Origin of the sequence: Streptomyces angustmyceticus, from assembly GCF_040701845.1 — a bacterium.
GTDB lineage: Bacteria > Actinomycetota > Actinomycetes > Streptomycetales > Streptomycetaceae > Streptomyces > Streptomyces angustmyceticus_A.
The window spans coordinates 773,352-798,755 of record NZ_JBFBHQ010000002.1 but is presented as its reverse complement, the minus strand read 5'-3'; the positions used below and the strand labels follow the sequence as shown (position 1 = coordinate 798,755).

11 protein-coding genes are annotated in these 25,404 nt (G+C 73.5%); 1 reads left to right on the top strand and 10 read right to left on the bottom strand.

From position 1 onward, the window contains the following. Together AB0411_RS07440 and AB0411_RS07435 are read right to left on the bottom strand one after the other, a co-directional pair. Window positions 1-1,887 (bottom strand): condensation domain-containing protein (locus tag AB0411_RS07440; RefSeq protein ID WP_366416286.1); only part of this gene is annotated, 1,887 nt, incomplete at its 3' end. Between the two features lie 19 nt (window positions 1,888-1,906). Further along, window positions 1,907-16,084 carry an amino acid adenylation domain-containing protein gene (locus tag AB0411_RS07435; protein ID WP_366416285.1) on the bottom strand — a complete coding sequence of 4,726 codons (14,178 nt, stop codon included), beginning with the start codon at window positions 16,082-16,084 and terminating at the stop codon, window positions 1,907-1,909. 310 nt (window positions 16,085-16,394) lie between these two features. Here AB0411_RS07435 and AB0411_RS07430 point away from each other — a divergent pair, with 310 nt between their 5' ends. Further along, on the top strand, window positions 16,395-17,459 hold the full coding sequence (locus AB0411_RS07430; protein WP_366416284.1) for a polyprenyl synthetase family protein: 1,065 nt from the start codon (window positions 16,395-16,397) through the stop codon (window positions 17,457-17,459). Between the two features lie 121 nt (window positions 17,460-17,580). Here AB0411_RS07430 and AB0411_RS07425 read toward each other — a convergent pair whose 3' ends face one another. The 8 genes from AB0411_RS07425 to AB0411_RS07390 are packed head-to-tail and all read right to left on the bottom strand — an operon-like array spanning window position 17,581 to window position 25,384. Continuing rightward, entirely contained in the window at window positions 17,581-18,516 is a 936-nt protein-coding gene (locus tag AB0411_RS07425) for a TauD/TfdA family dioxygenase (protein ID WP_366416283.1), read from the bottom strand. After that, window positions 18,513-19,367 (bottom strand): enoyl-CoA hydratase/isomerase family protein, encoded by an 855-nt coding sequence (locus AB0411_RS07420; protein WP_366416282.1) that lies wholly within the window; start codon window positions 19,365-19,367, stop codon window positions 18,513-18,515. Before AB0411_RS07420 ends, AB0411_RS07425 begins: the two co-directional genes overlap by 4 nt. 17 nt (window positions 19,368-19,384) lie before the next feature. Further along, complete coding sequence (locus AB0411_RS07415) at window positions 19,385-20,182, bottom strand: alpha/beta hydrolase (RefSeq protein ID WP_366416281.1); 798 nt, start codon at window positions 20,180-20,182, stop codon at window positions 19,385-19,387. Beyond that, window positions 20,164-21,759: an amino acid adenylation domain-containing protein gene (locus AB0411_RS07410; RefSeq protein ID WP_366416280.1), complete on the bottom strand. Its 1,596-nt coding sequence runs from the start codon at window positions 21,757-21,759 to the stop codon at window positions 20,164-20,166. Before AB0411_RS07410 ends, AB0411_RS07415 begins: the two co-directional genes overlap by 19 nt. Continuing rightward, on the bottom strand, window positions 21,743-22,951 hold the full coding sequence (locus AB0411_RS07405) for an acyl-CoA dehydrogenase family protein (RefSeq protein WP_366416279.1): 1,209 nt from the start codon (window positions 22,949-22,951) through the stop codon (window positions 21,743-21,745). The genes AB0411_RS07410 and AB0411_RS07405 overlap by 17 nt, the downstream gene beginning before the upstream one ends. Next, window positions 22,948-24,330 (bottom strand): TrpB-like pyridoxal phosphate-dependent enzyme, encoded by a 1,383-nt coding sequence (locus tag AB0411_RS07400; RefSeq protein WP_366416278.1) that lies wholly within the window; start codon window positions 24,328-24,330, stop codon window positions 22,948-22,950. Before AB0411_RS07400 ends, AB0411_RS07405 begins: the two co-directional genes overlap by 4 nt. Beyond that, window positions 24,327-24,611, bottom strand: a complete 285-nt coding sequence (locus AB0411_RS07395) for a phosphopantetheine-binding protein (protein ID WP_366416277.1) — start codon at window positions 24,609-24,611, stop codon at window positions 24,327-24,329. The genes AB0411_RS07400 and AB0411_RS07395 overlap by 4 nt, the downstream gene beginning before the upstream one ends. Continuing rightward, window positions 24,608-25,384, bottom strand: a complete 777-nt coding sequence (locus AB0411_RS07390) for a thioesterase II family protein (protein ID WP_366416276.1) — start codon at window positions 25,382-25,384, stop codon at window positions 24,608-24,610. The genes AB0411_RS07395 and AB0411_RS07390 overlap by 4 nt, the downstream gene beginning before the upstream one ends. Between the last annotated feature and the right edge of the window lie 20 nt (window positions 25,385-25,404).

Genomic DNA, 25,404 nt, shown 5'->3' with positions numbered 1-25,404 from the left:
CCACAAGAAATTCCGCAACGACCCATGCGACACCACCACACCCTTCGGCCGCCCCGTCGAACCCGACGTATACAACACATACGCCGGATGCACCGGAGAAATCCGTGGGCATTCCCACAGGTCGGCCGCGGGCGCCACCTCATTCACCACAATCACCGGCCGCCCGTTCACCTCGGGAAGTTCCGGCATCACGTCGGCCGAGGTGAGCACCGCGGCCGGCCGAGCGTCTCCCAATACAAAAGCAATACGCTCCGCCGGGAAATCCACATCCACCGGCAAAAACGCCGCACCCGACTTCACCACACCCAGCATCGCCACCACCGCATCCACCGAACGCGGCACCAACAACGCCACCACAGAGCCAGGCCCCACACCCAGACCCGTCAACGCATTCGCCACACCATTCGCCCGGGCATCCAACTCCCCGAACGACAAGAACTCCTCACCGCACTCCACCGCCACAGCACCCGGAGACTCCACAACCCGAGACCCGAACCACTCCGGCAACAACCCCACCGGCACCTCACACGACACACCACCCCCACCCGAAAGCAACAACCCCCGCTCACCCGGCAACAACACACCGACCCCGGACACACACCCACCCGGATCAGCCACCATCCCCCGCAACACACCCACGAACCGCCCCAACAACCCCTCCGCCCATGAACGGTCGAAGAGGTCGGAGCGGTAGTCGAGGCGGGCGTGCAGTCCCTCCGCGGTCCGGGAGACGACGAGGGTGAGCGGATAGTGGGTCGCATCGCGGCCCGTGGCGCCGACCAGGCGCAGTCCCGAGTCCAGGCGGGCGGTCGTGGCCGGGTCGACGGGGTAGTTCTCGACCAGCACGGTGGTGTCGAAGAGTTCACCGAGGCCGGCCTGTGCCTGGATGTCGGACAGTCCGAGGTGCTGGTGGGCGCCGAGTGCGGACTGTTCGTCCTGGACCCTGGTGAGGGCCTCGGCCCAGGTTTCGTCGTCCCGGAGGCGGACCCGTACGGGGACGGTGTTGATGAACAGCCCGACCATGCTCTCCACCCCCGGCACCTCGGCGGGGCGGCCGGAGACGGTGGTGCCGAAGAGGACGTCGTCGCGTCCGGTGAGCCGGCCGAGGAGGGCCGCCCAGGCCGTCTGCACGGCGGTGTTGAGGGTCAGGGCGTGCTCGACGGCGAGGCGGCCGATGCCGTCGGTCACCTCGGCGGGCAGCAGGGTCTCCGCCCGCTCCGGCATGCGCGGTTCGCGGCCCGGGGCGGCCGGGGCCAGGAGGGTCGGTTCGGTGACGCCGGCCAGGGCGCGGTGCCAGGCCTGCTCGGTGGTGGCACGGTCCTGGCGATGCAGCCACTCCAGGTAGCGCCGGTAGGGGGTGGCGGGGGCGAGCGCCGCTTCGCCCTTCTCGTAGACGGTGAACACCTCGCGCAGCAGCACGGGGGCGGACCAGCCGTCCAGCAGGATGTGGTGGTTGGTCAGGACGAGACGGTGCAGTGCGTGCTCGCGGCGGATCAGCAGGCAGCGCAGCAGCGGGGGCGCCGCGAGGTCGAAGCGCCGGGCGCGGTCCTCGTCGGCGAGCCGGGTGAGTTCCGCCTCGTGTTCCTCGGCGGGCAGGCCGCTGAGATCGGCGTCCTGCCAGGGCACGGACACCTCGCGCGGGACGAACTGCACGGGCTTGCCGGAGCGTACGGTCCGGAAGCCGGCCCGCAGGTTGGCGTGCCGGCGCACGACGGTGTCCACGGCGTCCCGCAGCCGGGCGCCGTCCAGGGGGCCCGCCAGGTCGACCATGAGCTGGACGGTGTAGACGTCCTCGCCGTCGCCGTCGTACAGGGAGTGGAACAGCAGTCCCTCCTGCAGGGGCGACAGGGGGAGGACGTCCTCGATACCGGAACGCTGCTGCTTCACAGGGCCGTTCTCCGTCACTTCACAGTCTCCAGTCGGATTCGAGCTCGTCGATCTCGTCCTGGAGGAGGTCCACCAGGGGCAGGTCGGATGGGGTGCGGCCGCCGGCGGCCGGAGCGTCGGCGTGGGTCGCCAGGGTGCTCAGGGCGGCGAACCAGAGGTCGGTCAGAGCCCGGATCTCGGACTCGTCGAAGAGGGCGTCCGGCCACGACCAGGTGACCTTCAGCTGCGGGCCCTCGGCGCTGTCGTGGGTGACGGCGTTGAGCTCCAGGCTGTGGGCGAACGGCATGTCCGGGTCCATGGGCGCGATGTGCACGCTCTCGGGCGCGGCGCCCCAGTCCTCGTCCGCGGCCCGGTCGACGCGGACGCGGCCGAGGTAGTTGAACGCGATCTGCGGGGCGGCGGCTGCGGCGAGCAGCGGCGCCGTGCGCGGGTTGGCGTAGCGCAGCAGGCCGTAGCCGATGCCCTTGCCGGGCAGTGCCCGGAGCTGTTCCTTGACCCGCTTGAGCGCGGCTTCGGTGCCGGGGCCCGCCTGGGTGGTCTCGTGCCAGCGGACGCCCGGGTCGAGCCGGAGAGGGTGCATGGCGGTGAACCAGCCGACGGTCCGGGACAGATCGCTGTGGCCGTCCTCGTCCCGTCCGTGGCGCTCCAGGTCGATGAGGACCGCGCTGCCGCCCGCGGTGCCGCGGCGTCTGCGCCACTCGGCGAGTGCCAGGGCGAACCCGGTCAGCAGCACCTCCTCGGCCCCGGCGTGCACCGCGGCCGGCACGGTGGTCAGCAGTGGTTCGGTGAGCCCGGCCGGCAGCACCGCGGTGTGGTGCCGGGCGGTGCCCCGGGTGTTCTTGCCGGGATCGGAAGGACGGGTGCTGAGCTGCGGGTCGGGGAGGGCCGTCATGCCTTCCCACAGGGGCAGTTCGGCCTCGGCGGTGGTGCGGGCGCGCTCGGCGAGACGCCCGGCCCAGGTGCGGAACGAGGTGCGGACGGGCTCCAGCGCCAGGTCGCGCCCGCTCGCGTGGGCGCGCCAGGCGGACATGAGGTCGGGGACCAGGACGCGCCAGGAGACGCCGTCCACCACCAGGTGGTGGGCGATCACCAGGAGCCGGCCGGGGCGTGCACCGCCCGCGTCGAACCAGACGACGCGCAGCATGTCGCCCGCGTCCGGGTCGAGCTCCCGCCGGGCCGTCTCGGCCGCTTCGGCCAGCAGTTCCGCCGGTGCGGCGTCCGGGTGGCCGGACACGTCGACCCGGCGGACGAGCCGCGCCGCGTCGGGCACCGCGGCCGGCACCCGCAGGGTCCACCGCTCGCCGTTCCCGCGGTCCAGGCCGGCGCGCAGCATGTCGTGCCGGTCGAGCAGGGCTCCCACGGCGGCGGTGAGCGACGGCTCGGTCAGGGCGGGGGGCACGCGCAGCAGCACCGACTGGTTGAACCCGTCGAGCGGGCCGCCCAGTTCGCGCAGCCACTCCATGATGGGGGTCGCCGGTACGGAGCCGGTGCCGTCGTCGTGTTCCGCCGCCGGGGCCGAGCCGGCTCGCTCCGCCTCGGCCGCGGCGTGGGCGAGGCCCGCGACGGTCTGGTGCTGGAAGACGTCGCGGGGCGCGAGCTCCAGGCCGGCCTGCCGGGCCCGGCTCACCAGCTGGATGGAGACGATGCTGTCGCCGCCCATGGCGAAGAAGTTGTCGTCGACGCCGACGTCCCGGGCCCCGAGCAGCTCCGCGAAGAGTGCGCACAGCACCCGTTCCCGCTCGTCGCGCGGGCCGCGGCCGCCGCCGCCCGCGTAGTCGGGTGCGGGCAGTGCCCCGCGGTCGAGCTTCCCGTTACGGGTCAGGGGCACGGCGTCCAGGGACACGAACGCCGCGGGCACCATGTAGTCGGGCAGCAGCCCGGCGACGTGGGCGCGGAGGGCGGCCGGGTCCGTCTCGGTGCCCGGGGCGGGCACCACGTAGGCGACGAGCCGCTTGTCGCCGGGGCGGTCCTCGCGGACGGCCACGACGGCCTGGGCGGTGCCGGGGAACGACGCCACCGCGGACTCGACCTCACCGGGCTCGATGCGGAAGCCGCGGACCTTCACCTGGGCGTCGGTGCGGCCGGCGAACTCCAGGGTGCCGTCGGCGCGCCACCGCACCCGGTCGCCGGTGCGGTACATCCGGGTCCCGGCCGGGCCGAAGGGGTCGGCGACGAACCGCTCGGAGGTGAGGGCGGACCGTCCGGCGTAGCCGCGGGCCAGTCCCTCGCCCGCCACGTACAGTTCGCCGGCGACACCCGTCGGGACCGGGCGCAGGCGGTCGTCGAGCACGTAGACGCGGGTGTTGTCCATCGGCAGGCCGACGGGGAAGGAGTGGTGCTCCAGGTCGGCTTCGGTCAGCGCGTGGTGCAGGACGCACAGTGTGGACTCGGTGGGCCCGTAGCTGTTGGTGAGCCGGGCCCGGCCCGCGTGCTCGCGGACCTTGCGGACCGCGGTGGCCGACATGGTGTCACCGCCGACGTAGAGGTCCCGCAGGCCGCGGAAGCACTCCGGGTGGTTCTCGGCGAGCAGCCGGAACACGCCCTCGCTGAACAGGCCGACGGTGATGCCGTGTTCGGTCATCGTGCGGGCGAGTGCCGCGATGTCGGTGGCCTCGGTCTCCGCGGCGACGAGGCGGGCACCGGTGAGCAGCGGGCCCCACAGTTCGTAGGTCGAGGCGTCGAACGTGGTGGGCGAGTGGAACAGCACCCGGTCCTCGGGGCCGTGGCCCCAGTAGCGGTCGCGGACCAGTCCGGCGACGTTGCGGTGGGTGACGGCGACGCCCTTGGGCTCCCCGGTGGACCCGGAGGTGTACATGACGTAGGCGAGCTGGTCGGGCGCGACGGCCGGGCGGGGCCGCGGGGCGGCGTTCGGGGTACGCGGCCCGTCGGCGTGCACGAGGGCGGCGGCCCCGTCGGGTATCCGTCCCGCGGTGGTCCGGTCCACGACGACCGCGGACGTCCGGGTGCTCTCCAGGATGTGCCGCAGCCGCGTCCGGGGGCTGCGGTGGTCCAGGGGGAGGGCGACGCCGCCGGCCTTGGCGACGGCGAGGGCCGCCACGACGTGGTCGGCGCGGGTGCCGAGGAGCAGCGCCACGGGGTCCTCGGGCCGGACGCCCCGGGCGAGCAGCGCGTCGGTGAGCAGTTCCGCGCGGGCGTCGAGCTGCGCGTAGGTCAGGCGCAGGGATCCGGACTCCAGGGCGATGGCGTCGGGGGTGCGGGCCGCCTGGGCGGCGAACAGCTCCGGCAGGCTCGCCGCGGGCACCTCGTGCGTGGTGGCGTTGCGGGTGACCAGCAGGTCGTGCCGCTCGCGCGGGTCCAGCAGCGGCAGCTCGCCGATCGGCCGCTGCGGGTCGGCGACCGCGGCGGCCAGCAGCCGCTGGAAGCGCTCCGCGAAGGAGCGTGCGGTGGCCTCGTCGAACAGGTCGGTGGCGTACTCGATCTGGCCGAGGATGCCCTCGGCCCGGCCGTCCGCGGCGTACTGCTCCCAGAGGCTGAAGGACAGGTCGAACGTGGCCACCGGGGCCTCGGCGCCCTCGACCGTGACCTGCAGGCCCTCAAGGTCGGCCGCGGGCCGGCCGCCCGCGTTGTGCAGGATCAGCATGATCTGGAAGAGCGGGTGACGGGCGAGCGAACGGGCCGGGTTCAGCTCCTCCACCAGGCGCTCGAACGGCAGGTCCTGGTGGGTGTAGGCGGCCAGGTCCGTCTCCCGGACCCGGGCGAGGAGTTCACCGAAGGCCGGGTCGCCCGAGGTGTCGGTGCGCAGCACCAGGGAGTTGACGAAGAAGCCGACCAACTGGTCGAGCGCGTCGTCGGTGCGGCCGGCGATGGGTGTGCCGAGCGGGATGTCGGTGCCGGCGCCGAGGCGGGTCAGCAGCGCCGCGAGTCCGGCCTGCAGGACCATGAAGACGCTGACCCCGTTCGCCCGGGCAAGGTCGGTCAGTGCGGCGTGGGTCGCGGCGTCGACGGCGAGCGGCACATGGGCGCCGTGGTAGCCGGCGGCCTCCGGGCGGGGGCGGTCGGTGGGCAGCTCCAGTTCCTCCGGCAGCCCGTCGAGGACCGTGGTCCAGTGCCGCAGTTGCCTCGAGAGGCGGCTGTCCGGATCGTGCTCGTCGCCCATCATCGCGCGTTGCCAGACCGCGTAGTCGGCGTACTGGACGGGCAGCGGCTGCCAGGCCGGTGCTGTGTCGCGGGTTCGGGCGGCGTAGGCCCTGCCCAGGTCGTCGAGGAACGGGGTGAGCGACCAGCCGTCGCTGGCGATGTGGTGCATCACCAGCACCAGCAGCGTGCTGTCGCCGGAGACGATCAGCCGGGCGCGAAGCGGGGGCTGGGCGACGAGGTCGAAGCCGCGCAGCACGGTCTCGTCGACCGCGGCCGCCACCTCGTCGGCGTCGGCGATCTCGGTCTCCTCCAGTACCGGCGCGCCCTCGACCGGTCCCAGGACGTGCTGCCAGGGCACGCCGCCGGTCTCCGGGAACACCGTGCGCAGGGTCTCGTGGCGGGTGGCGAGGTCCCGTAGTGCGGCGCGCAGCGCGGGGCGGTCGAGCTCGCCGGTCAGGCGCAGGACCAGCGGAACGTGATAGGCGGCGTTGGTGCCTTCGAGACGGTTGAGGAACCACAGTCTGCGCTGGGCGAAGGAGAGCGGAACCCGCTCGCCGCGGCCGGCCGGAACCAGGGGCGGCCGGCTGTCGTCCGCGGAGCCGAGCCTGGCGGCGAGGCCGGCGACGGTGGGCGCGTCGAAGAGCGGCTTGATGCCGATCCGGACTCCGAGGGTCGTGGCGATGCGGCTGAGCAGCCGCATGGCGAGCAGGGAGTGGCCGCCCAGGGCGAAGAAGTCGTCGTCGACGCCGACCCGGTCCACGCCGAGGATGTCGGCGAACAGCCCGCAGAGGATCTCCTCCTCCGGTGTGCGCGGGGCGCGGGCCTGCGGTCCCCCGGTGAACTCCGGGTCGGGCAGCGCGGGGCGGTCGACCTTGCCGTTGGCGGTCAGCGGGAGCCGGTCGAGGACCACGACCGCCGACGGCACCATGTAGGCGGGCAGGGCGGCGGCGACGTGGGTGCGCAGGGTCTCGGGCGCGGTGTCCCGTCCGGCGCCCACGTAGGCGATCAGCCGGCGGTCGCCGGGCCGGTCCTCGCGGACGACGCACACGGCCTGGCGGACGCCGGGGGCGGAGAGCAACCGGGCCTCGATCTCGCCCGGTTCGATGCGGTGGCCGCGCACCTTGACCTGGTGGTCGGCGCGCCCTGCGTACTCCAGGACGCCGGCGGCGGTCCAGCGCACGCGGTCGCCGGTGCGGTACATCCGGGTCCCGGCGGGGCCGAACGGATCCGCGACGAACCGCTCCGACGTGAGGGCGGGGCGGCCGCGGTAGCCCTGGGCCACGCCGCTGCCGGCGACGTACAGTTCGCCGGTCACGCCGTCGGGGACCGGGCGCAGTGCGGCGTCCAGGACGTAGACGCGGGTGTTGTTCATGGGACGGCCGAGCGGGACCGGGCCGTCGGGGAGCTCCGTGCCGGCCGGGACCAGGTGGTCCAGGCAGCCGACGGTGGTCTCGGTGGGGCCGTAGTGGTTGATCACGTCGGCCCGGGGGTGGCGGGCGCGCCATGCGGTGAGCTGCTCGCCATGCAGGGCCTCGCCCCCGATGACCAGTTGGCCGGTGGGCGAGCACGCCGCGGGCAGGCCGTCGAGGAGGGGCAGGTGGCTCGGGGTGACCTTGGCGAAGGTGAGGCCGCCGGGGACCGTCAGGTTCTCGTCGAGGTCGGCGAGGTGCAGACAGCCGCCTGCCAGCAGGGTGCCGTAGAGGCCGGTGAGGCCGAGGTCGAAGGAGAGCGGCGAGTGGAGCAGAGTGCGGCCGGCCAGTCCCGGGTAGCGGTCCACGCACCGGGTCACGTAGTCGGCCAGCGCGCGCTGGTCGACCATCACGCCCTTGGGCGTGCCGGTGGAGCCGGAGGTGTAGACGACGTAGGCGGTGTCCTGGAGGGAGAGCGGTGCCGTGCGGTCGGCCGTGGTGAGCGGGCGGGTCCCGAGAGCGGCGAGCTCGGCCGTCGTGCCGTCGTCGTCCAGGACGACGACCTCGGCGGGGCCGTCCGCGAGATGCGGGGCGCCGGCGAGCACCGCTTGCGTGGTCAGCAGCAGGGCGGGCCGGGCGTCGGCCAGCAGCAGGGTGACCCGGTCCCCCGGCTGTTCGGGGTCGAGGGGCAGATACGCGGTGCCGGCCTTGCCGGCCGCCAGCATCGCCACGACGGCGTCGGCCGAGCGCGGCAGCGCGAGCGCCACCAGTTCCCCGGGGCCCGCGCCGTGCCGCAGCAGCAGCCGGGCGAGCGCGGTGGCGCGCGCGTCGAGCTGCGCGTACGTCAGCTCGACGGCGTCCGCGTGCACGGCGGGCGCCTGCGGGGCCCGTGCGACGCGCGCCTCGAAGAGCTGCGCGAGCGTGCCGGCGGGCGGTGCGGTGGCGGTGTCGTTGCGCGCCACCATCAGCTCGTGGCGCTCGTCGCGGCCGAGCAGCTCCAGTTCTCCGAGGGGCAGTTCGGGCCGGGCGAGGGCGGATTCCAGCAGCCGGACGAAACGCGCGGCGAGGGTCTCCACCGTGGACCGGTCGAACAGGTCGGCGGCGTAGCCGGCGGCCGCGGTGATGCCGGCCGGTTCGCCCCGCTCGCCGAACCGCTCGGCCACGCTGAAGAGCAGGTCGAACTTCGCCATGTCCGGGTCGAACCGCACGAACTCGGCTGACAGGCCGGGGAATTCGGCCTGGGGCCGGGCCAGGTTCTGCAGCACCAGCTTGACCTGGAACAGCGGGTGGCGGGCCGTCGAGCGGGCCGGGTTGAGCGCCTCGACGAGCCGCTCGAAAGGCACGTCCTGGTGGGCGAAGGCGTCGATGTCGGCACGCCGGGTGCGCCGCAGCAGCTCGCCGAAGCCGGGGTCGCCGCTCGTGTCGAGGCGCAGCACCAGGGAGTTGATGAAGAAGCCGACCACGTCGTCGAGTGCCTCGTCGTCGCGGCCGAAGGCGGAGCCGCCGATGGCGATGTCCTCGCCGGCACCCAGCCGCGTCAGCAGGGCGGCGAGTGCCGCGTGCAGCACCATGAACGACGTCACGCCGTGGGCCCGGGCCACCCGGATCAGGGCGGCGTGGGTGGCGGGAGAGAGCTCGAAGGGCACCAGACCGCCGCGGTGGCTGGGCGTGGCGGGGCGCGGGCGGTCGGCGGGCAGCGTGGTCTCTTCGGGCAGGCCCGCCAACGCCTCGGTCCAGTGGGCGAGTTGGCGGCTGATCAGGCTGTCCGGGTCGTTCTCGTCGCCCAGCTCGGCGTGCTGCCAGAGGGTGTGGTCGGCGTATTGCACCGGGAGGGGTGACCAGGAGGGTGCTTCGCCGCGCAGGGCGGCGGCGTACGCGGTGGACAGGTCACGGGTGAGGGGGGCGGTCGACCAGCCGTCACCGGCGATGTGGTGCACGACGACCACCAGGACGTGGGCGTGCGGCCCGGTCACCAGCAGTGTGGCGCGCAGCGGCAGCTCGCAGGCCAGGTCGAAGCCGCGTCCCGCGGCCTCGGCGATCAGCGTCGCCTCGTCGGCTTCCGCCGCGGGCACGATCTCCAGGACGGGGCGGGCCGCTTCGGGAGTGCGGACGACCTGCCGGGGGACGCCGTCGATCTCGGGGAAGACGGTGCGCAGGCTTTCGTGGCGGGCGGCGACCGAGGCGAGTGCCGTCTCCAGCGCGGTGGTGTCGAGGGTGCCGGTGAGCCGCAGGACGAGCGGAATGTTGTAGGTGCCGTCGGCGGGGTCGAGCCGGTTGAGGAACCAGAGGCCGCGCTGGGCGTAGGACAGCGGCAGCATGTCGGGCCGCGGGTGCCGGGCGAGCGCACGGCGGGCGGGGGCGGCGGACGGCAGCTGCTCGGCGAGCGCGGCGACGGTGGGGGCCCGGAACAGGGTGGCGAGGGCCAGGTCCACGCCGAGGACGGTCCGGATGCGGGAGACGAGGCGGGTGGCGAGCAGGGAGTGCCCGCCCAGTCCGAAGAAGTCGTCGTCGATGCCGACCGTGTCGCGGCCCAGCAGGTCGGCGAAGAGCCCGCAGAGGATCTCTTCCTGCGCGGTGCGGGGCGCGCGGCTCGTCGTGACGGTGAGGTCGGGTACCGGCAGGGCCTTGCGGTCCACCTTGCCGTTGGCGGTGAGCGGCACCGCGTCCAGCACCACCCAGGCCACCGGGACCATGGGTTCCGGCAGCACCGCCGCCAGGGTCTCGCGCACCGTGCGGGTGTCGTCGGTGCCGACGAGGTATCCGACGAGCCGGGGGGCGCCCCCCGGGCCGGGCAGCACGGCGGCGACCGCGTCGGTCACGCCGGGGGCGGTGCGCAGCCGTGCCTCGATCTCGCCCAGCTCGATCCGCTGGCCGCGGATCTTCACCTGGGCGTCGCGCCGGCCCAGGAACTCCAGTTGGCCGTCGGGACGGTGGCGCACCCGGTCGCCGGTGCGGTAGAGCCGGGAGCCGTCCGCGGCGAAGGGGTCGGCGACGAACGCGCCGGCCGTCTTGCCGGGGTCGGCGAGGTAGCCGCGGCCCACGCCGACGCCCGCCACGTACAGGTCACCGGGCACCCCGGCCGGCACCGGCTGCAGGGCGTCGCTGAGCACGTACAGCCGGGTGTTGCGGATCGCCCGTCCGATGGGGGTGGTCGACGCCGTATCCGCCGCCTCCTCCAGCACCGCGTGCGTCACGTCGTCGGAGCACTCGGTCGGGCCGTAGGCGTTGACGACCGGAACCGCGGGGAAGCGGGCGAACCAGCGTCGGCACAGCTCGCCCGGCAGTTCCTCGCCGGTGACGACCAGCCGGCGCAGGCCCGGCAGGGCGGGCACCTCGGCGCCCTCGTCCCAGCTGTCCAGGACGGCTCGCAGCAGGGAGGGGACCACTTCCAGGATGGTGACTCCCTCGTGCCCGACGAGCCGGAACAGTCCGACGGCGTCCGCGGCGAGCGCCTGGCCGGCCGCGAGCATCCGGCCGCCCACGACCAGGGGGGAGAGCATCTGCCACACCGAGACGTCGAAGGTCAGCGGCGCGTTCTGCACCACGACGTCCCCGGCCACCAGGCCCAGGTCCTCGACCTTCGCGAGCAGGTGGTTGTTCATGCCCCGGTGGTGGACCATCGCGCCCTTGGGGCGGCCGGTCGATCCCGAGGTGAACAGGGTGTAGGCCAGCTGCTCGGCGGCGGGCGCCACTGGCTGCGCCTCCTGCGCGGCATCCGCCAGGATGTCGAGGGCGACGACCTCGGCCCGGCCGGCCGCCGCGTGGACGGCGGAGTCCAGGTATCCGGGGCCGGCCAGCACACAGCGGGCGTCCGCATCGGCGAGCAGTCCCGCCGAACGGCCCACCGGTGCCGTGGTGTCCAACGGCAGGTACGCGCCGCCGGCGGCCAGGATGCCGAGGAATCCGGCGACGGGCCACCGCCCGCGCTCGGCCAGCACCGCCACCACCGACTCCGGCCGTAGGCCCGCGGACCGGAGCCGGTGGGCCACGGCGTCCACCAGTCCGATCAGCTCGGCGTAGGTGACGTCGCCCGCCTCGTCGGTGACCGCGACGGCGGACGGCCGGTCGGCCGCCACCGCGCGCACCTGCGCGACCACGTCCACCAGCGGCTCGGCGGCGGCGGTCGCGTTCCACTCGGCCAGTTGGCGGTGCAGTTCCTCGGCGCTCAGGACGGGGGCGGCGCCGAGGCTGAGGTCGGGGTCCCGGACGACGGCGGTCAACAGCCGCGCGAAACGGTCCAACAGGGCCTGGACGGTGGCCCGTTCGAAGACGTCGGCACGGTATTCGAGCGTCACCGTGAGGCCTTCGGCGCCGCCCCCGGAGCCGAGGTGCTCCCGGACGTTGAACGAGAGGTCGAACTTGGCGGTGCCGGTGGGGATCTCCCGCAGCCCCAGTTCCAGTCCGGCGACGGACGGCAGGGCGCGGTGCGAGCTGTCCATCGCGAGCATGACCTGGAACAGCGGGTGCCGGGACATCGAGCGCGCAGGGTTGACCGCCTCCACGAGCTGCTCGAACGGCAGGTCCTGATGGGCGTAGGCGGCCAGGTTCCCGCGGCGGACGCGGGCCAGCAGCTCACGGAAGGCGGGGTTGCCACCGGTGTCCGTGCGCAGCACCAGCGTGTTGGTGAAGAAGCCGACCAGCTGCTCCAGCGCGTCGTCCTCGCGGCCCGCGACGGGGACGCCCAGGGCGATGTCGTCACCGGCGCCGAGGCGGCTGAGCAGGGCGGCGAGGGCCGCTTGGACGACCATGAACGTGCTGGTGCCGCTGGACCGCGCCAGGTCCGCCACCTGGGCGTGGACGTCCGGCGGGAGGGCGAGGGTGAGCAGGCCCGCGGGCGGGGCCGTGGTGTGCGACGGATGGGGGTGGTCGAACGGCAGGTCGAGGTGGCCGGGCAGCCCCGTCAGCTCCTGCCGCCAGAAGTCGAGCTGCCGGGCGGCGGTGGCGGCCGGGTCGGCCGCGTCGCCGAGCAGGGTGCGCTGCCAGGCGGCGTAGTCGCCGTAGCGGACGGGCAGCGGTGCCCACTCCGGCGTCCGGCCGGCGCGGCGCGCCTCGTAGGCGACGGTGAGGTCGCGCAGCAGCGGCGCGACGGACTCGGCGTCGGCGGCGATGTGGTGCACCAGCAGGAGGAGCACATAACGCCGCGGGGCGAGCGCGAACAGCGTGGCGCGCAGCGGCACTTCGGCGGTCAGGTCGAAGGGGCGCGCCACCGCGTCGGCGAGCAGGCCGGTCAGTGCGGCCTCCTCGGCGGGCACCACGTCGAGGAAGCCGGCAGAGCGCTGCGCGGTGCCCGGGGCGAGGATCTCCTGGGCGGGGTTGCCGTCGGTGTCCCGGTAGACGGTGCGCAGCACCTCGTGCCGGTCCAGGAGGTCGCCGAGCGCCGTCCGCAGGGCGTCCGGGTCGAGGGTGCCGTCGAGGGTGAGCGCCAGCGGGATGCTGTAGGCGGCGCTGGGGCCCTCCAGGTGGTGCAGGAACCACAGGCGTTGCTGGGCGAAGGACAGCGGGGGCTCGGTGTCCTTCGGCAGCGGGAGCAGCGCGGGGCGGGCGCTGCGCGCACCGGTGAGGTGCTCGGCCAGCCGCCGTACGGTGGGCGCCCCGAAGACACCCTCGACGCCGCATTCGACGCCCAGTTCGGCGCGTACCCGGCGGGCCAGCCGGGCGGCCAGCAGCGAGTGCCCGCCGAGAGCGAAGAAGTCGTCGTCGATGCCGACCGCGGCGACGCCGAGGATCTGGGCGAAGAGCGCGCACAGGCTCTCCTCGCGCGGGGTGCGCGGCGCGCTGAGGGGCCGGTCGGCGGCATCGGCGACGGGGGCGGGCAGCGCCTTGTGGTCGGTCTTGCCGTTGGGGGTGACGGGGATCTCGTCGAGGAGGGTGAGGGTGGCGGGCACCAGGTAGCCGGGCAGCCGTCCGGCCAGTTGCCCCCGCAGACCGTCGAGTTCGACCGTCCGGCCGGGGGCGGCGGTGACATAGCCGGCCAGGGCGGGGGCGCCGGTGGCGTCGCGGTGGACGGTGACGGCGGCCTGGCCGACGGTGTCCAGCTCCAGCAGGGCGGCCTCGGCCTCCTTGGGCTCGACGCGGTACCCGCGGATCTTGACCTGCTCGTCGGCGCGGCCGATGAACTCGAGAGTGTCGTTTGGGCGGCGGCGCACGAGGTCGCCGGTGCGGTACATGCGCTCGCCCGGGTGGCCGAAGGGATGGGCGACGAAGCGTTCGCCGGTCAGCGCCGGGCGGCCGAGGTAGCCGCGGGCCACGGCGGGCCCGGCCACGTACAGTTCGCCGACCACGCCCTGCGGTACGGGCAGCAGCGCCGCATCGAGGACATGGCCGCGGAGGGACCCGATCGGCGTGCCGATCAGCGGCTCGTCGCCGGGCGAGAGCGGGGTGCTCATGGTGGCGCACACCGTGGTCTCCGTCGGCCCGTACCCGTTGACGAACCGCCGTCCCGCCGACCACCGGGACACCAGGCCGGCGGAGCTCGCCTCGCCGGCGACCAGGATGGTCAGGTCCGCGGGCAGGTCGCCGTCGGGGTCCATCACGGCCAGGGAGGACGGCGGCAGGATCGCGTGGGTGATGCCCGCTTCGCGGGTGAAGGCGGCCAGCGGGTCGCCCGGCATCAGCCGTTCGCCCGGCGCCAGGACGAAGGTGGCGCCGGCGAGCAGTCCCATGCACAGCTCCGGGACCATCGCGTCGAAACCGGTCGACGCGAACTGCAGCACCCGGTCGCCGGGGCGCACGGCCAGCCGTCCGATGAAGGTCTCCGCGAGACCGGGGAGGCCGGTGTGGGTGACCTGCACCCCCTTGGGGCGGCCGGTGGAGCCGGAGGTGTAGATGACGTAGGCGGGGTGCTCCGGGGCGAGGGGCGCGGTGCGCTCCGCGTCGGTGAGCGGGGTGTCGTCGCCGTCCGCCAGGTCCGCGCGCACCGCGTCGTCGTCCAGCACCAGCAGGGGGCGGCCGGCGGCACGGGCGAGGCCGCTGGTGGCGGAGTCGACCAGCACGCAGGCCGGCGCCGCGTCGTCGAGCACATAGTCGAGGCGCGCGGCGGGGTAGGCCGGGTCGAGTGGCAGATAGGCCGCACCGGTCTTTGCGACGGCGAGGACGGCGACCACGAACTCGGCGGACCGGGGCAGCAGGAGGGCGACCCGGTCCTCGGGGCCCACACCGCGCGCGGCGAGCAGCCGGGCGAGCCGGTTGGCGCGCGCGTCGAGGGCGGCGTAGGTGAGGGAGGTGCCCTCGAACTCGACGGCCACGGCCTGCGGCGACCTGAGCACCTGCTGCTCGAACAGCGCCGGCAGGGTCGGTCCGGCGGGGGCCGGGCGGGCCGCGGGAGCGGTGCCGGTGAGCGCCGTCCGCTCCGCGTCGTCGAGCAGTCCGAGGCGTCCGACGAAGGTGCCCGGTGTGTCCAGGGCGCGTGCCGTCCTGCCGAGGAAGCGGACGAACCGGTCCTGGTGGGCCGCGAGTTCGGCCGGGGTCCAGAGCTCGGGGTGCGCGTCGAAGTCGACGCGGATCTCGCTGCCGTCGGCCCGGTCGTACACCGAGACGGCCAGGTCCTCGATGAGCCGCAGCGACATGTTGTGGGCGTCGGCGCGGTGGCCGGCGAACCGCCGGTCGTAGTCGAAGGGGACGACGTTGAGCAGGGGGCCGAAGAACCGCCGGTGGTCGTGGCGCAGCCCGAGGTCGCGGCGCAGGTCCTCACCGCGGTAGCGCTGGTGCGGAGCCACCTCGCGCAGGGCGGCGCGGGTGCGGTCGAGGAGTGCGGCCACGGTCGTGCCGGAGTCCACGGACACCCGCAGCGGCAGCACATTGGCGGCCATGCCGGGCGCGTTGCGGGCCTTCTCGCTGGTCCTGGCGGTGAGCGGGAGGCCGACGACGATGTCGGTGAGCCCGGTCATCCGGTGCAGGTAGGCGAGGGTGGCGGCGATGACGATACGGGACTTGGCGACGCCGATGCGCTCGGCGGCCGCGGTCAGGTCGTGCTGCACGTCCTGCGGCAGTCTGGCGGTGCGCCGGATGAAGTCGGGGGTGGGCCGCAGCGGACGGGGGGAGAGGGTGACCGGCTCCGGCCGGCCGTCGTACTGCTGCTGCCAGAACGCCCGGTCCTGCGCGAAGGATGCCGAGTCGCGGTAGGCGAAGTCCTCGTCCAGCAGGGTGCGCACGGACTCGAAGGAGGCCGGGTCGGGGGTGCTCCCGGCGGCCAGGGCGCTGTAGACGTGCGCGACCCGGCGTACCAGCAGGGCGGCGCCGACGCCGTCGAGCAGGATGTGGTGGTAGGCGTGGTACCAGAACCAACGGTCCGGTGCGGCCTTGAACAGCGCGTAGGTGAACAGCGGGGAGCGGGTCAGGTCGATCTTCCGGCGCAGGTCGCGGCCCATCCACTCCTCGGCGGCCTGCCGGGGGTCGGCGGCGCCGGAGACGTCGATGACCTCCAGGTGCCACTCCGGCTGCGGCCCGACCGTCTGCCGGGGGCCGTCGTCGGTCTCCAGGAACCGGACGTGCAGGGCATCCGCCTCGGTGACCACCTGCCGCAGGGCCTGTCCGAACAGGCCGGGCTCGACGGCGCCGTGGATCTCCAGATATTCGGCGGCCCGGAAGATGGGGCTGTCCGGGTCCACCTGCTGGGCGAACCAGACTCCCGCCTGCGCACCGGTCAGAGGGAGCATCTGCTCGCCGTCAGCGAAAGACTGAGATCGGTCCATGACTCCTCGCCCACTCACCCAAGAATGCGCGGGCCCCGGAAAAGGAGGATTTCCCTTTCTGAATCGCCGTCACGTCCCCTGTGTATTCGGGGAGGTGAATTCTGTGCCGATGCCGGCCCGCTCGCTCGGCGGGACACTATCCGGGCCCGGAACACCTCACCTGGACAGTCGCTGGACGAACAGCTGCCTCTTTCCGCGACACGGCGGGATGTGCGAGAAGAATGGCGGGACCACTGGACAACCACGCGGCAGCAGCACGATCCGCTCGGTCCCACCGTCCGACCGCTGCCCCGGCATCAGGAGAGCTGCTATGTCAACCGCCCTGCCGGTGAGCCATGAATTCACCGTTCTCGCCCTGGAGGAACGCGATCGCATACTGGCCCGGGTCGAACGACGTCTCGCGGAATTCCTCGCGCAGGAGCGCCGCTCGTGGGCGGCGCTCAATCCTGACGCGGTCGAACTCGTCGACTGTGTCGCCGAGATGGTCGGCAGCGGCGGAAAGCGGCTGCGGCCGTCCTTCTGCGTCGCCGGCTATCTCGCCGGCGGTGGGGCACCCGACGGGCGCGGCATCGTCGAGGTGGCCGCCGCCCTGGAGCTGCTGCACAGTTTCGCGCTGCTGCACGACGACGTCATGGACGACGCCGCACTGCGCCGGAGCAGGCCGACCGCCCATATGACGCACGCCGCGCTGCACCAGGAGCGCGGCTGGCGCGGGGAGGGCCGCCGCTACGGCGAGAGCGTCGCCGTGCTCGCCGGCGACCTGGCCCTGGTCTATGCCGAGCGGCTGCTGGCCGGCCTGCCGGACCCGGTCCGGCAGATCTGGGGCGAGCTGTGCACCGAGCTGATGATCGGCCAGTTCCTGGACGTCCGGGCGGCCGCGCAGTTCGTGCCCGATCCCGAACTGTCCAGCTGGATCGCGCTGTTCAAGTCCGGCCGCTACACCGTCCAGCGTCCGCTGGCGATGGGGGCGAGGCTGGCGGGTGCCGAAGACCTGCTGGAGCCGTTCGACGCCTACGGGCTCGCGGTCGGCGAGGCGTTCCAGCTGCGCGACGACCTGCTGGACGCCTTCGGCAGCGCGGCGGTCACCGGGAAGCCCGCCCGGCTGGACTTCCAGCAGCACAAGATGACGCTGCTGATGTCGACCGCGCTGCGCACCTCGCCGGAGGTCCGGGCGCTGGTCGGCGACGACCTCTCCGCCGCCGATCCGGACACGCTCCACGATCTGCTGCTGCGGACCGGGGTGCGGGACGAGGTCGAGCGGATCATCGCGGAGCGGCTGGGCACCGCGAGCGAGGCCGTCCGGCGGTCCGTGCCGCCGCAGTGGGCGGACGCACTGGTACGGATGGCGGGGCAGGCAGTGCACCGCGAAGCCTAGCCGCCCGGCAGCGGCGCAACAGGCGGAAGGGGGAGGCCCGGTGGTCCTCGGCCACCGGGCCTCCCCCTTCCGTTCTCGCTCCTCGGGCTTTCCCCGTCGCTCCTCGGTGCGGCCGGGCGTCTCAGTCCGACATGGCCACCAGGATGCGCCGCTCGCCGGTGTAGGTGCGCCGGCCGTGGGCGACGGCGACGTTGTCGACCAGGAGCAGGTCGCCGACCTGCCAGTCCACGTCGACGGCCAGTCGCATCCCGGTCTCCTGGATGTGGTGGATGTACTCCGCCGGGATGGGCGAGCCGTCGGCGAAGACGGCGTACTGCGGCAGTTCGTCCTCGGACAGGACGTCGGCCAGGGCGGCCGCGTCGTCGCCGAGTCCCGCGGGGTGGAACTGGTCGGCCTGGTTGAACCACACCCGGGTGCCGGTGACGGGGTGCGCGAGGGTGGCCTGCCGGAGCAGGCTCACCCGCAGCGAGCCGTCGTTCCGCCACTCCCAGTCGGCCCCCGTACCGTCGAGGAAGGCCTCGGCCGCCGCGCGGTCCTCCGTTTCGAAGGTCGCCTGCCAGCTCTTGCCGAACCCGATGCCGTCGTGCAGGTTCTGGGTGTACCGGACCCCGCCGGCGAAGGCGTCGCGGACCTCTGCGTCGAGGGACTCCAGCCACAGCCGGCCGTCGAGGACGGGAGTGGCGCCGCCGGTGGCCGCCGCCACCTCGCAGTGGAAGAGGATCCGCGCGGGCCAGGAGGCGGCGTACGACATCTCGTTGTGCATGGAGATCTCGTACTCGGCGGGGTACTCCGTGGAGGTGTAGACGTTCTGTCCCACCTTGGTCCGGGGCGAGTTGCCGTGCACATAGGCCAGCCGGCGGGGCAGCAGCAGGCCGGCGATCTCGTCGTAGCTGCCGGGTGCGCCGGCGAAGCCCCGGAAGAGCACCGCCTTCTCACGGACGAGGAGGGCGCCGAGGTCCGTGCCGTCCAGATACTCCCGCAGGCCGCGCGGGCCCGCCGCTGCGCCGGCGGTGCCGGGTTCGACCACGGCGGGCCGCCAGCTCGGTTCCGTGTTCATGGTTGTTCCTCCGTGGAGTCGGTCTCGTTCGGCGCGGCGCCGAAGCGGGGGGCGCGGCGTTCGCGGAAGGCGGCCACCGCCTCCTGTACGTCCGGGGACTTGGCGGCGGCCACCTGGACCGACGCCTCCGCCCGCAGGGCGACCTCCAGCGAGGGGGCGTCGGTGTTGGCCTGCAGGATGTGCTTGGTCAACCGCAGCGACACGGGGCTGTTGTCCGCGATCTGCTCCGCGGCATCCAGTGCGGTCGCCATCAGGTCGCCGCCCGTGGTCACGCGGTTCGCGACACCCCGCCGGAGCGCCTCGTCGGCGTCCACGAACCGGCCGGTGAGCAGCATGTCGGAGGCGAATCCGAGCCCGGCGATCCGGGGCAGCAACCAGGAGGCACCCATGTCGCCGCCGGACAGGCCCATGCGGACGAACGCGGCGCGCAGCCGGGCCCGTGCCGAGAGCACCCGCAGGTCCGCGGCCAGGGCGAGCGAGAGGCCCGCGCCGGCCGCCACGCCGTCCACCGCGGCGACGACCGTCTGCGGCAGGTCGCACAGCGCCGAGACCACCCGCCCCTGCCGGTCCAGCAGTGCCATCAGGTCCTGCGGCTCCAGCGAGGCGACCCGGCCCACCTCGTCGATGTCGTATCCGGAGGAGAAGGTCTCCCCCGCTCCCGTCAGCACGAGGACCCGGGCCGAGCGGTCCTCGCGGAGTTCGGCGCACAGGTCGCCGAGGGCGCGGAAGACCTCCTCGGTCAGGGCGTTCTTTCGGTGCGGGCGGTTCAGGGCGGCCTGCACGACGCCGGGGCGCGGGCGGGTCACCAGGACGACGGGTTCGCTCGCCGCGTACGGCATGGGGCGGTTCACACTCCGATCGGGGTTCCTCATGCGAGCCGGCGGCTCACGAATTCCAGCGACGAGGGCAGGGCACGGTTCACGAATTCCCAGTCGTGGCCGCCCTCCCGCTCGTGGTACGCCACCGGCCAGCCACGCCCGTGCAGGGCGTCGCGCACCCTGCGGTTCATCCGGATCATGCGGTCGTGGTCGCCGGTGCCGATGTCCAGGTGGAGGGCGGGGGGCGGCAGCGGGCTGTCGGCCCCGATCAGCCGGTACGGGTCGTAGCGGCGCCGGGTCGCGCTGCCCGGCGGACCCCAGACCCGTTCGTGGGCCTCGACGGTCGGCATGACGAAGCCGGGCTCGGAGCGGTGCTCGGCGTAGGGGTCGCCGATCCGGCGGGGGGCCTCGAAGGCGCCCGCATGGGAGGCCACCGCGGCGAACAGGTGGCGGTGGCGCAGCGCCAGGAACAGCGCGGTCGCGCCGCCCATGGAGAATCCGCCGATCGCCCGGCCCGAGCGGCCGGCGAGGGTGTTGTACCGGGCGTCGACGGCCGGGAGGAGGTCCTGGATCAGGTAGTCCTCGTAGCGCAGTCCCGCGTGGTCGTTGACGAACCAGCGCCGGCCGCTCTCCGGAAGGACGACGATCAGCCGGCTGTCCTCCAGGGCCGCCGTCAGGCCGGTGTGTGCGAGCCAGGTGTCCTTGCCGCCGCCGTAGCCGTGCAGCAGGTACAGCACGGGATGGCCGGGGCCGTGTTCCTCGTACCGCCCCGGGAGGAGGACGTTGACGCGTTTGTCCCGGCCCAGTGCCGTGCTGGGCCAGCGCGGGGTCAGGACGCGGGCGGGCACGGAACTCCCCCGTCCGGTGCGTCCGTGCGGCCCGATGCCAGGGCGCGGCGGTCGACCTTGCCCGTCGAGGTGCGCGGGAAGGCGCCGATGACGTGGAACGCCGCGGGGACCATGTAGCGGGGCAGCCCCTCCAGGCAGTGCCGGCGCAGCGCGGCGGGGTCGGGGGCGCTGCCGGCCGCCGGGGTCAGGTAGGCCTCCAGCCTGGCGCCGTCCAGGTCGTCGGGGACGGCGATGCAGGCGGTCTCGTGCACCTCGGGGCATTCCAGCAGCCGGGCCTCGATCTCCTCCGGTTCGATGCGGTAGCCGCGCACCTTGACCATGTGGTCGCGGCGGCCGAGGAAGGTATAGCCCTGCCGGCCGTCGGACCGGACGAGGTCTCCGGTGCGGTGGACGGGCGCGGTGCCCGGCTCCCGGCCGGCCAGTGCGCCCCAGTAGCCGAGCATCACCGAGTCGCCGGTGATGCACAGTTCGCCCTCGGCGCCCGGTGCGTCGTCAATACGGCGGCCCTCCGCGTCGAGGAGGTGGGCACCGGCGTACGGGCAGGGGCGTCCGATGGGGGGCGGGGCGGTGTTGCCGGGTGCCAGGTCGGCGTCGGTGACCCGGTGGAAGGTGCAGACGTTGGTCTCGGTGGGCCCGTAGAGGTTGAACAGGGCCGCCGCGGGAAGTGCGGCGCGCAGCCGCCGCAGGTGCTTGAGGACGAAGGGCTCACCGGCGAAGAGCACGGTCCGTAGCCGGGAGGATTCCAGCAGGTCCCGGTTTTTGGCGTCGAGCATCCGGATCAGCGCGCCGGGCACCGAGTACCAGACGGTGATCCGTTCCTCGGCGACCAGCCGGTTGAGGGCGGGGCCGAGGGCCTTCTGGTTCTCGGGGACGAGTACCAGGCAGGCGCCGGCACGGGCCGCGGCGAAGAGGTCGAAGACCGACAGGTCGAAGTGGAACGGCGCGTGGGAGGCCATCCGGTCGTCGGCGGTCAGGCCGAAGGCGGTGACGGCCCAGTCGACGAAGGCCAGGGCGTTGCGGTGGGAGAGCATGACGCCCTTGGGCGTCCCGGTGGAGCCGGAGGTGTAGAGCACATAGGCAAGGTCGTCCGGGTCCGCCGCCACCGGGGCGAAGCCGTCGGGCACCGCCCGCCCGGTGGCCGCCTGCCAGCCGGTCCGGCCGGGGGCGGGCGGGTGCTCCGGCTCACCGGCCACCACGACGAGGCGGGGGCGGATCCGTGCGGTGTCGCCGCGCTCGTCCAGCAGGGCCAGGCGGCTGTCGTCGGTGACCAGGGCGCTGACCGCGCAGTCGCCGAGGATGTAGGCCGCCCGGGCCGTCGGGGCCGCGGGGTCGACGGGGACGTAGGCGGCGCCGCACTTGAGCACCGCGTGCAGGGCCACCACCGCCTCGACGGACTTGCCGAGCCACAGGCCGACCCGGTCGCCGGGCACCACGCCGGCCTCCTGCAGGGTGGCGGCGAGGGCGCTGCTGGCCCGGTCCAGCTCCGCGTGGGTGAGGGCGTGGCCGCGGTGGCGGACCGCTTCGGCGTCGGGCCGGCGGGCGGCGTTGTCGAGCAGGGGGTCAACGAGCGTCGTCACGGCGGCCGCCTCCTGTTCCGTCCGGGGACCGGCGGCGGGCCCTGACGGTGAGGCCCATCTTGTCCGCCATGACCTTGCGCTGCATGTCCGAGGTGCCCGAGGAGATCCGGGTGCCGAGCGCGTCCCTGAGGTTGCGTTCGACATCGGTGTCCGTGGTGTAGCCGAGGCCGCCGAACACCTGCAGGGCGTCGAGGAAGGTCTGCACGGCCGACTCGCTGGTACTCAGCTGCGCCGCTTCCGGGAACACCGAGGAGGCGGCGTCCCGGGTCAGGCTCCAGGCGGCGCGGTAGGTGAGCAGCTTGGCCGCCTCCAGCCGGACCTGCATGTCGACGATGCGGTGGGACACCGACTGGAAGCGGCCGATGTTCGTGCCGAACTGCTCCCGGCTCCGGGCGTATTGGGCGCACTGGTCGATCTGGCGCTGCATGGTGCCCAGCAGCGGGGCCAGGATCAGTGAGCGCTCCCAGGCCATCGCGGTCGACAGGATCTTGGAGCCCTGCTTCTCGGCGCCCAGGCGGCGGGATGCGGGGACCCGGCAGCCGGTGAGGGTGATCTCCCCCCAGGGGGCGGTGCGCAGCCCGGTCTTCTCGAAGCGGGTCTCGACGGTGACGCCGTCCAGGTCGCGGTCGACCAGGAAGGCGGTGACGCCGGTGAAGCCCAGGTCCGGGTTGAGTGTGGCGTAGACGAGGAAGACGTCGGCGAGGGGGGCGTTGGTGATGAACCTCTTGGTGCCGTCGAGCACGTAGTGGTCGCCGTCGCGCCGGGCGCGGGTGGTCAGCGACAGGGCGTCGGATCCCGCCTCGCCCTCGGTGATCGCATGGGCGCCGACCGCCCGGCCGTCGGTCAGGGCGGGCAGGTAGTGGCGCTTCTGCTCCTCGGTGCCGAACGCGAGGAGCGGCAGTTGCATGGCCCAGATGTGGGCGCCGACGGAGATCAGCAGACCGTTGTCCCGGCAGCCGCGGCCGAGTCCCTCCAGTGCCAGGGCACAGCTGAGCGGGTCCAGGCCGAGCCCGCCGTACTCCTCGGGCACCGTGAGCGCGAACACTCCGGCGTCGGCGCAGCGCTGCCAGTCGCCGGGCTGGAGCCGCTGGGTCTTCTCGCGCTCCGCCAGGTCCGCGCCCAGGTCGGTCGCGCCCAGGGCGCACAACTTCTCGGCGAGCGCGCGCTGTTCGCCGGTGGGGCTCAGGTTCATGACGTCACGCCGACGGGGCCGGGGTCCGGCAGGGCCGCCAGCGAAGCGGCGATGTGCTCGTCGGAGACCGCGTGGTCCTCCAGGTCGCCGGCGAGGTACTGGTCGTAGGCGGACAGGTCCAGCAGTCCGTGGCCGCTGACGTTGAAGAGGATCACCTTGGGCGTGCGCTCCTCGCGGGCCTTGACGGCCTCGTCGATGGCGGCCTTGACGGCGTGTGCCGACTCCGGGGCGGGCACGACGTTCTCCGTGCGGGCGAAGAAGGCCCCGGCCTCGAACACCGGCTTCTGCCGGTAGGCCACCGCTTCCATCAGGCCCTGGTCGTACAGGGCGCTCACCAGCGGTGCGGCCCCGTGGTAGCGCAGGCCGCCGGCGTGGACGCCGGGGGCGACGAAGGTGTGCCCCAGGGTGTACATCTTCGTCATCGGGGTGGTGCCCGAGATGTCGTTGTAGTCCCAGGCGTAGCGGCCCTTGGTGAGCTTGGGGCACGCTTCGGGTTCGACAGCGACCAGCCGGGTGGCCGCCCGGGAGCGAAGCTTCTCCCGGTGGAAGGGGAAGGCCAGTCCGGCGAAGTTGCTGCCCGCGCCCATCGAGGCGATGACGACATCGGGGAACTCGCCGGCCGCCTTCATCTGCACCAGCGCCTCTTCGCCGATGACGGTCTGGTGCAGCAGCACATGGTTCTCCCCGCTGCCGACGCAGAACCTGCCGCGGGAGACGGACTGGGCGTGCTCCAGGGCCTCGGCGTTGGCGATCGACACGCTGCCGGCGCTGTCCGGGGACTTCGCGAGCAGTTCCCGGCCGGCCTCGGTGGTGCCGCTGGGGCTGGGGATGACCCGGGCGCCGTTGAGCTCCATCAGCACCCGCCGGTAGGGCTTCTGGGCGTGGCTGACGCGGACCATGAAGACGGTGCAGTCAAGGCCGAGGGCATGGCAGGCCATGGACAGGGCGCTGCCCCACTGCCCGGCGCCGGTGCCGGTCGTCAGGTGCTCGACACCGGCCTTCTTGTAGTAATACGCCTGTGCCAGCGCGGAGTTGAGCTTGTGGCTGCCCGAGGCGTTGGCGCCCTCGTACTTGTAGTAGAGGTGGGCGGGCGTGTCCAGGGCCTGTTCCAGCCGGTGCGCGCGGATCAGGGGGGTGGGGCGCCAGGTCCGGTACTGCTCGCGCACTTCGGCGGGGATCTCGATGAAGCGCTGCCGTCCGACGCTGCCGCGGTAGAGGGACAGCGGGATGTTGGGCGCCAACTTCCCCGGCCGGGCCTCGTCCGTGGCGGGGCGGGCGCGCCGTACGTCGTCGGGCACCTCGAGGTCGGCGAGGATGTTGTACCAGTGCGTGGGTACGTCGTCCTCGTCCAGCAGGTACTGGTTTCGGGTCGCCTTCATACCGCCCTCGCCGCCTCGGTCGCCTGCGCGTGCTGCCGGATGAGCCCGATGAGGTCGCCGACGGTCTCCAGATCGGCGTCCATGACGTCCTCGTCCTCGATGTGGCCGCCGAACTCCTCCTCCACCGCGAGGAGGAGCTGCAGCAGATTGAGGGAATCGAGCTGAATCATCGGCGAGTAGAGCGAGGCACTGTCATCGATTTCTTCGGGACTCAGCCGCAGATCCAGGACGTCCACCATGATTTTGCGGGCCCGGTCTGCCATGTCGTCGTGGCCGTTCATACGGGGGCTCCTCCCAGCCGTTCGGTGAGGTCGGCCAGAAGTTCCGTTTCCTGGTCCGACAGGTAGAAATGCCCTCCGGGGAAAACACGGAAGGAGAACTCCCCCGAGGTGAGTTCTTTCCATGCGGCGGCGTCGTCCGGCGGCACCCCCGGGTCGGCGTCGCCGACGTAGGCGGTCAGCGGGGCGTTCACCGGCCGGGCGGCCGCGGGGCGGTAGGTCTCGATGAGGCGCAGGTCGGCGCGCAGCGAGGGAACCACCAGCGGGCGCAGTTCGGGGTCGGCGAGGACCGCCGGGTCCATCGCGCCGAGTGCGCCGAACCACTCCAGCATCGCGTCCTCGTCCTTCAGGTGGACGTCGGTGTGGCGGCGCGGCCGGAGCGGCGAGGAGTGGCCGGACACGAACAGGTGCCGGGGGCGGGCGTGGTGGCGGCTCTCCAGGCGCAGCGCGACCTCATAGGCGACCGCCGCTCCCATGCTGTGCCCGAAGAGGGCGAACGGCCGGTCGAGGAGCGGCGCCAGCGCCTCGGTGATGCGGTCGGCGAGCAGGGCCATCTCCGCCACGCACGGCTCGTCGAAGCGGTCCTGCCGTCCGGGGTACTGCACCGCGACCAGTTCCACGTCGCCGGGCAGCGCGTGTGCCCAGCCGTGGAAGGCACCGGCGGTGCCGCCGGCGTAGGGCAGGCAGAACAGCCGCAGCCGCGGGGCGGTCACCGGCCGGTACCGCTTGAGCCAGGTGCCGTCGAATCGTGGGGGACGTATGAGAGCTGGGGACACGGATGGCCTCTCCATCGAAA